The 4,725-nt window shown below is 49.1% G+C and carries 5 protein-coding genes and 1 pseudogene; all 6 read right to left on the reverse strand.

The genetic code is table 11. The annotated features are described in order from the left end of the window. On the reverse strand, positions 1-1,097 hold a 1,097-nt coding region (gene ychF, locus Q0238_RS08430; protein ID WP_297945038.1), incomplete at its 3' end, for a redox-regulated ATPase YchF. After that, complete coding sequence (locus Q0238_RS08435) at positions 1,098-2,558, reverse strand: leucyl aminopeptidase (RefSeq protein ID WP_297945041.1); 1,461 nt, start codon at positions 2,556-2,558, stop codon at positions 1,098-1,100. It lies immediately after the preceding gene. After that, positions 2,533-3,150: a DedA family protein gene (locus Q0238_RS08440; protein ID WP_177388946.1), complete on the reverse strand. Its 618-nt coding sequence runs from the start codon at positions 3,148-3,150 to the stop codon at positions 2,533-2,535. The genes Q0238_RS08435 and Q0238_RS08440 overlap by 26 nt, the downstream gene beginning before the upstream one ends. 2 nt (positions 3,151-3,152) lie before the next feature. Next, the gene (locus Q0238_RS08445; protein WP_291937052.1) at positions 3,153-3,701 is read right to left on the reverse strand and encodes an adenine phosphoribosyltransferase; all 549 of its coding nucleotides are present in this window, start codon (positions 3,699-3,701) and stop codon (positions 3,153-3,155) included. Then, a complete protein-coding gene (locus Q0238_RS08450) occupies positions 3,698-3,940 on the reverse strand; it encodes a hypothetical protein (protein WP_177388948.1) in 243 nt (80 codons plus the stop codon). Before Q0238_RS08450 ends, Q0238_RS08445 begins: the two co-directional genes overlap by 4 nt. Before the next feature lie 647 nt (positions 3,941-4,587). Further along, a pseudogene (locus tag Q0238_RS08455) lies at positions 4,588-4,725 on the reverse strand (RpiB/LacA/LacB family sugar-phosphate isomerase); the annotation flags it as partial.

Here is a 4,725-nt window from a genome sequence, read left to right on the forward strand (position 1 = left end):
TTAAATCTAAAGTGCATCACGTCGCCGTCTTGCACGACGTAGTCCTTGCCCTCAAGGCGCATTTTGCCCGCTTCTTTCGCCCTACTCTCGCCGCCGCACGCGATGAAATCATCAAATCCGATCACCTCTGCTCTGATAAATCCGCGCTCAAAGTCGTTGTGGATCACGCTCGCGGCCTTCGGAGCCTTCCAGCCCTTCGTGATCGTCCACGCGCGCACCTCCATCTCGCCGGCGGTAAAGTAGCTGATGAGGCTGAGCTTAGCAAAGGAGCGCTTGATGATAAGCTCCAGCCCGCTTTGCTGCGCGCCCAAGCTTTGCAGCATCTCGTGCGTCTCCTCGTCGCTTAGCCCTATGAGCTCCTCTTCGATCTTGGCGCAGAGCTTGATCACCTCGGCGCCGCGGACGTTTGCGTATTCTCTTACGCGCGCGACATATTCGTTATCCTGCGCGATGCCGTCTTCGTCCACATTTGCGCCGTAGATTACATCTTTGGCGCTAAGTAGGCGCAGCTCGCGATTTAAAGCGATGTAGCTTTCGTCCTCTTTGAGCGCAAAATTTGAAGCGGGCTTGCCGTCGTTTAGATGCGCTAAAAGCTCGTTTGCCACGGCTAGCGCCTCTTTAGCGCCCTTTTGATTTGCTTTAGCTTCCTTGCCGAGGCGCTCGATCTTACGACCAAGCTGCTCGATATCCGCTAAAATTAGCTCGGTTTCGATGATCTCGATGTCGCGGATAGGATCGACGCAACCTTCGACGTGGGTTATGTCGCCGCTTTCGAAGCAGCGCACGATATGAAGGATGATCTCGCACTCGCGGATATTTGAAAGAAATTTATTCCCCAGACCCTCGCCCTTGCTAGCTCCGCGCACCAGGCCCGCGATATCTACGAACTCGATAGTCGAATGCACGATGCGACCGGGCTTAACGATCTGTGCTAGCTTTGCTAGCCTGGCATCTGGCACAGGCACGACCGCTTTGTTGGGCTCGATCGTGCAGAATGGATAGTTCTGCGCCTGTGCGTTTTGTGCGCCGCTAAGCGCGTTAAAAGTCGTGGATTTACCGACGTTCGGAAGCCCTACGATCCCTACTGAAAGCCCCATCTACGCGTCCTTCAACTCTTTGGCTAGAGCCTGCAAGAAATATAAGTTTGCTCTCACGCCCGCGCCAGTCGCGCCCGCTGCGTAATAGCCCCACGCCTTTTCCAGATACGCAGGCCCTGCGATATCAAGGTGCAGCCACTTGTCTTTATACTCGTCTTTGATAAATTTATCCAAAAATAGTCCCGCGGTTATCGCGCCGCCGTATCTGCTGGAAGCGCAGTTGGAGACGTCTGCGATACTGCTTTTGATTAGCTCGCGCAGATAATCGTTAAATTCCAAAATGCTAAATAGCTCGCCGCTTGATCCGCTAAGATCTTTAAATTTACGCTTTAGTTCCTCGCTGTTTCCCATGATGCCGCTAGTGTATTCGCCGAGCCCCACGACGCAAGCGCCGGTAAGCGTAGCCATATCGATTAGCAGACCTGGCTCGAGATCCTGCGCGTAGCTTAGGCAGTCGGCTAGCACGAGCCTGCCCTCCGCGTCGGTGTTTCGCACCTCGATACTCACGCCGCTGCGGCTAAGCAGCACGTCGTCGGGCTTATACGAATCGCCGCCGATCATATTTTCGGTAGCACCGATGACCGCATGTATCTCAAACGGCAGCTCGAGCTCGGCGGCGCCCTTGATGATGCCCATCGCGGCAAGCGCGCCGCTTTTGTCGCTTTTCATCGTAAGCATATAATCGGCAGGCTTGAGGCTTAGCCCGCCGCTGTCGTAAGTAAGCCCTTTGCCCACGAAAACGACGCGCCTTAGGCAGCGCTGCGGCTTATAGATCAGATGGATGAGGCGAGGCGGATGAGCGCTGGAGCGATTGACCGCCAAAAACGCATTCATATTCTGCTCGCGCAAAAAGTCTTCGTCGTAAATTTTAACGCTCACGTCGTCGTAGTTCGAGGCTAGAATTTCAGCCTCGCTCGCCATCTTTTCTGGAGTGTAAATTTCAGGGATCTCATTGACGCCGTCGCGCGCGAAATTTGCGGCGTTTGCCATCACGATGCCCTGCTGCACGCCATAGTTCATCTTTTGTACGTCGGGGCTACTGCCGCCGTACTCCTGCGTCGAGATTAAAATTTCATTCAAGCCGGAGCTTTTTTTATCGCTTTTGTATTTATTAAACTCATAGCCGCCCAAAAGCACGCCTTCGACCATCGCCATCGTGCTTCTTCGGTCGCAGCCGCATTTGTAAAAGGCGATTTTAAAATTTTTGATAGCGTAACCCTTAAGCGCGTTGTATGCGCTTGCAAGCGCCGCTCGCAACCTATCGAAGCTAAGCTCTTTGATCCCCACGTACAGCCGCCCGCTCTCGGCAAGGAGTAGATTGCCCTCGCCTTTGTAATTAAAAAGCGCAAACTTATCCGTGTCTTTAATAAATTCGTGATTTAAATTTTTATCCACAACTAAAATAACTTCAAAATCCGCCTCTATCTCGTTAATTTTACGATCTAGCAGTTTTACTTTCATCTCGTTCCTTTCGTGAGTTCATAAAGTGATTTTCCATACGTTTAAATAGCCTAAAAAATAGATATAAAATTCCGCCTATGATAGGTATCGCAAAATACCAGTGTTGCTCGATTAGCCGCAGCCCGCTCCAGATCTCCTCGCCGAAATACCACGCCAAAACCATCGTCGCGCCCGACCAGCACCAAGCACTAAAAAGATTGATAATCGCAAATTTCTTTGCGCTGTAGCGAGTGATGCCGATACTCATCGGGATGATGACGCGGAAGCCATACATATAGCGCTGCATCAAAATTATCGGCCAGCCGTAGCGTTGCAAAAGCAGGTGCGCGATCGCAAATTTTCGGCGCTGCGCCGCGAGCTTTTTACTGATATATTTTTTGTTGTAGCGACCGATATAAAAATAAAACTGATCGCCGCAAAATGCCCCAAGTCCCGCGACAAAGATACCTAGCGGCAAATTTATATGTCCCTCGTGTGCCATGATACCGCCCAAAATCAGTGCGATTTCGCCTTCTAAAATACACCAAACGAAAAGCACGATATAGGCGTATTGGTGGTATTCTTGCAGTAAATTTTTAAGTAGCTCTTCCAAAATCACGCCTCTAAAACGCAATAAACATTTGTGCGTCGCGAAAACTCGCCTAGATCGTTTAACTCACGTAAATTTAGCAAAAAGCAGGCTTCGACGCACTTAGCCTGCGTCTGCGCGATGAGATCTAATGCCGCTCGTGCGGTGCCTCCGGTGGCGATAAGATCGTCGATTAGCAGCACCTTGGCATCTTGCACGCCGGAGAATGCATCCACATGCATCTCGACCTGATCGAAGCCGTATTCAAGGCTGTATTTTTGCGAAATCGTGATATAAGGAAGCTTCTTTGGCTTTCTAATTGGCACAAAAGCAACCCTCAACCTCGCAGCAAGTGCCGCTGCAAAAATAAATCCGCGACTTTCTATGCCTACTATGTAATCAAGTCCGTAATCGGCGTAGCGCTCGGCTAGATGATCAAGCAGGAAATTAAACGCCTCGCGATCGCCTACGAGCGTCGTGATATCGTAAAACAAAATACCGGGCTTTGGGAAGTCACGCACGGTGCGGATCGAGCGAAATAAATAGCTTTTTTGCTCGCTGCTTAGGCTTTTCATAGCTTACCTCTTTTCAGTCTTGCGTTTTGAATTTTTAAGCTGCAGTTTTCGCTCTCCTCGTTTTGCAGAGCCTCGATGCCGAAGCGAAGGGCGGTTTTGAGCTTTTCGTTATCGCTTTTAAGCTTTGAAATTCTTTCTTCACTCTTGCGGAGCAAAGCATAAATTTTAGAATTTTTTCGGATCGATAGAATAAGTAGCGCTGCAAAAAATAGCGCTAAAACACCTAATGCTACGCTCATTGCTCGCCTCCTTCATTTGGATTTGCAAAGCGCATAGTAGCGATTGTTGCGCTAAAATAGGCAGAATTTATGCTCCTAAAATACGCACTAGAAAGATTTGCGCCCTTTAAATTTACGCTCGTAATAGCAAAATTCGCATCTGTTAAACCCGTACTGGCGCAATTTATATTTTCTGGCTTAACGCTCATGCAAACAGAATTTTTAGCCTTGAAATTTATAATTGCTGGGTTCAAACCGACAAAATCTTTGCGGCTAGCTTTTTGAGCGAAATTTTTCTTGCAAACGCTCGCGCGCGTAAAATTTAACGTAGAATTTGCGCCAGTGGAATTTTTATCTAGCGGATTTTTCTCATTAAAGATTATCTTTGCGTGCGTAGAATCTAAATTTATATGACGTGCGCCACCAAAGCTTATCAAGGGATTCTTGCCGGTAAATAAGAAATTTTTATCGTTAAGGCTCCGCGCAAAATTTGACGCGAAATCCGTGTCGATAGGATTTTTGCTAGAAGGGCTTTTGCCGGCGAAGCTTGATTTGGAATTTCGTCCGTTTAAATTAGTGCCACAGCTTTGTTCCGCAAAATTTTGAGTGGAGTTCTGCGTGAAATTCTCCCCATCAAATCCATGCGTAAAATTCGCACTGCCGCAAGCACCTAGCTTTGCGACGCGCTTAATGTGCCTACCGCCCGCAAAATCGGTGCCGAAAAACGCCCTAATCATATCTCCGATCACCAGCGCGCCCATCAATCGCTCGCCGAAGGCTAGGACGTTGGCGTCGTTGTGCTCTCT

It is taken from the genome of uncultured Campylobacter sp. (assembly GCF_938045775.1).
Taxonomy (GTDB): Bacteria; Campylobacterota; Campylobacteria; order Campylobacterales; family Campylobacteraceae; genus Campylobacter_B.

Bases quoted from the DNA above. Each gene is read 5' to 3' on its own strand.
- Q0238_RS08445 (WP_291937052.1), bottom strand. From the start codon at position 3,701: ATGAAAAGCCTAAGCAGCGAGCAAAAAAGCTATTTATTTCGCTCGATC.
- Q0238_RS08450 (WP_177388948.1), bottom strand. From the start codon at position 3,940: ATGAGCGTAGCATTAGGTGTTTTAGCGCTATTTTTTGCAGCGCTACTT.
- Q0238_RS08435 (WP_297945041.1), bottom strand. From the start codon at position 2,558: ATGAAAGTAAAACTGCTAGATCGTAAAATTAACGAGATAGAGGCGGAT.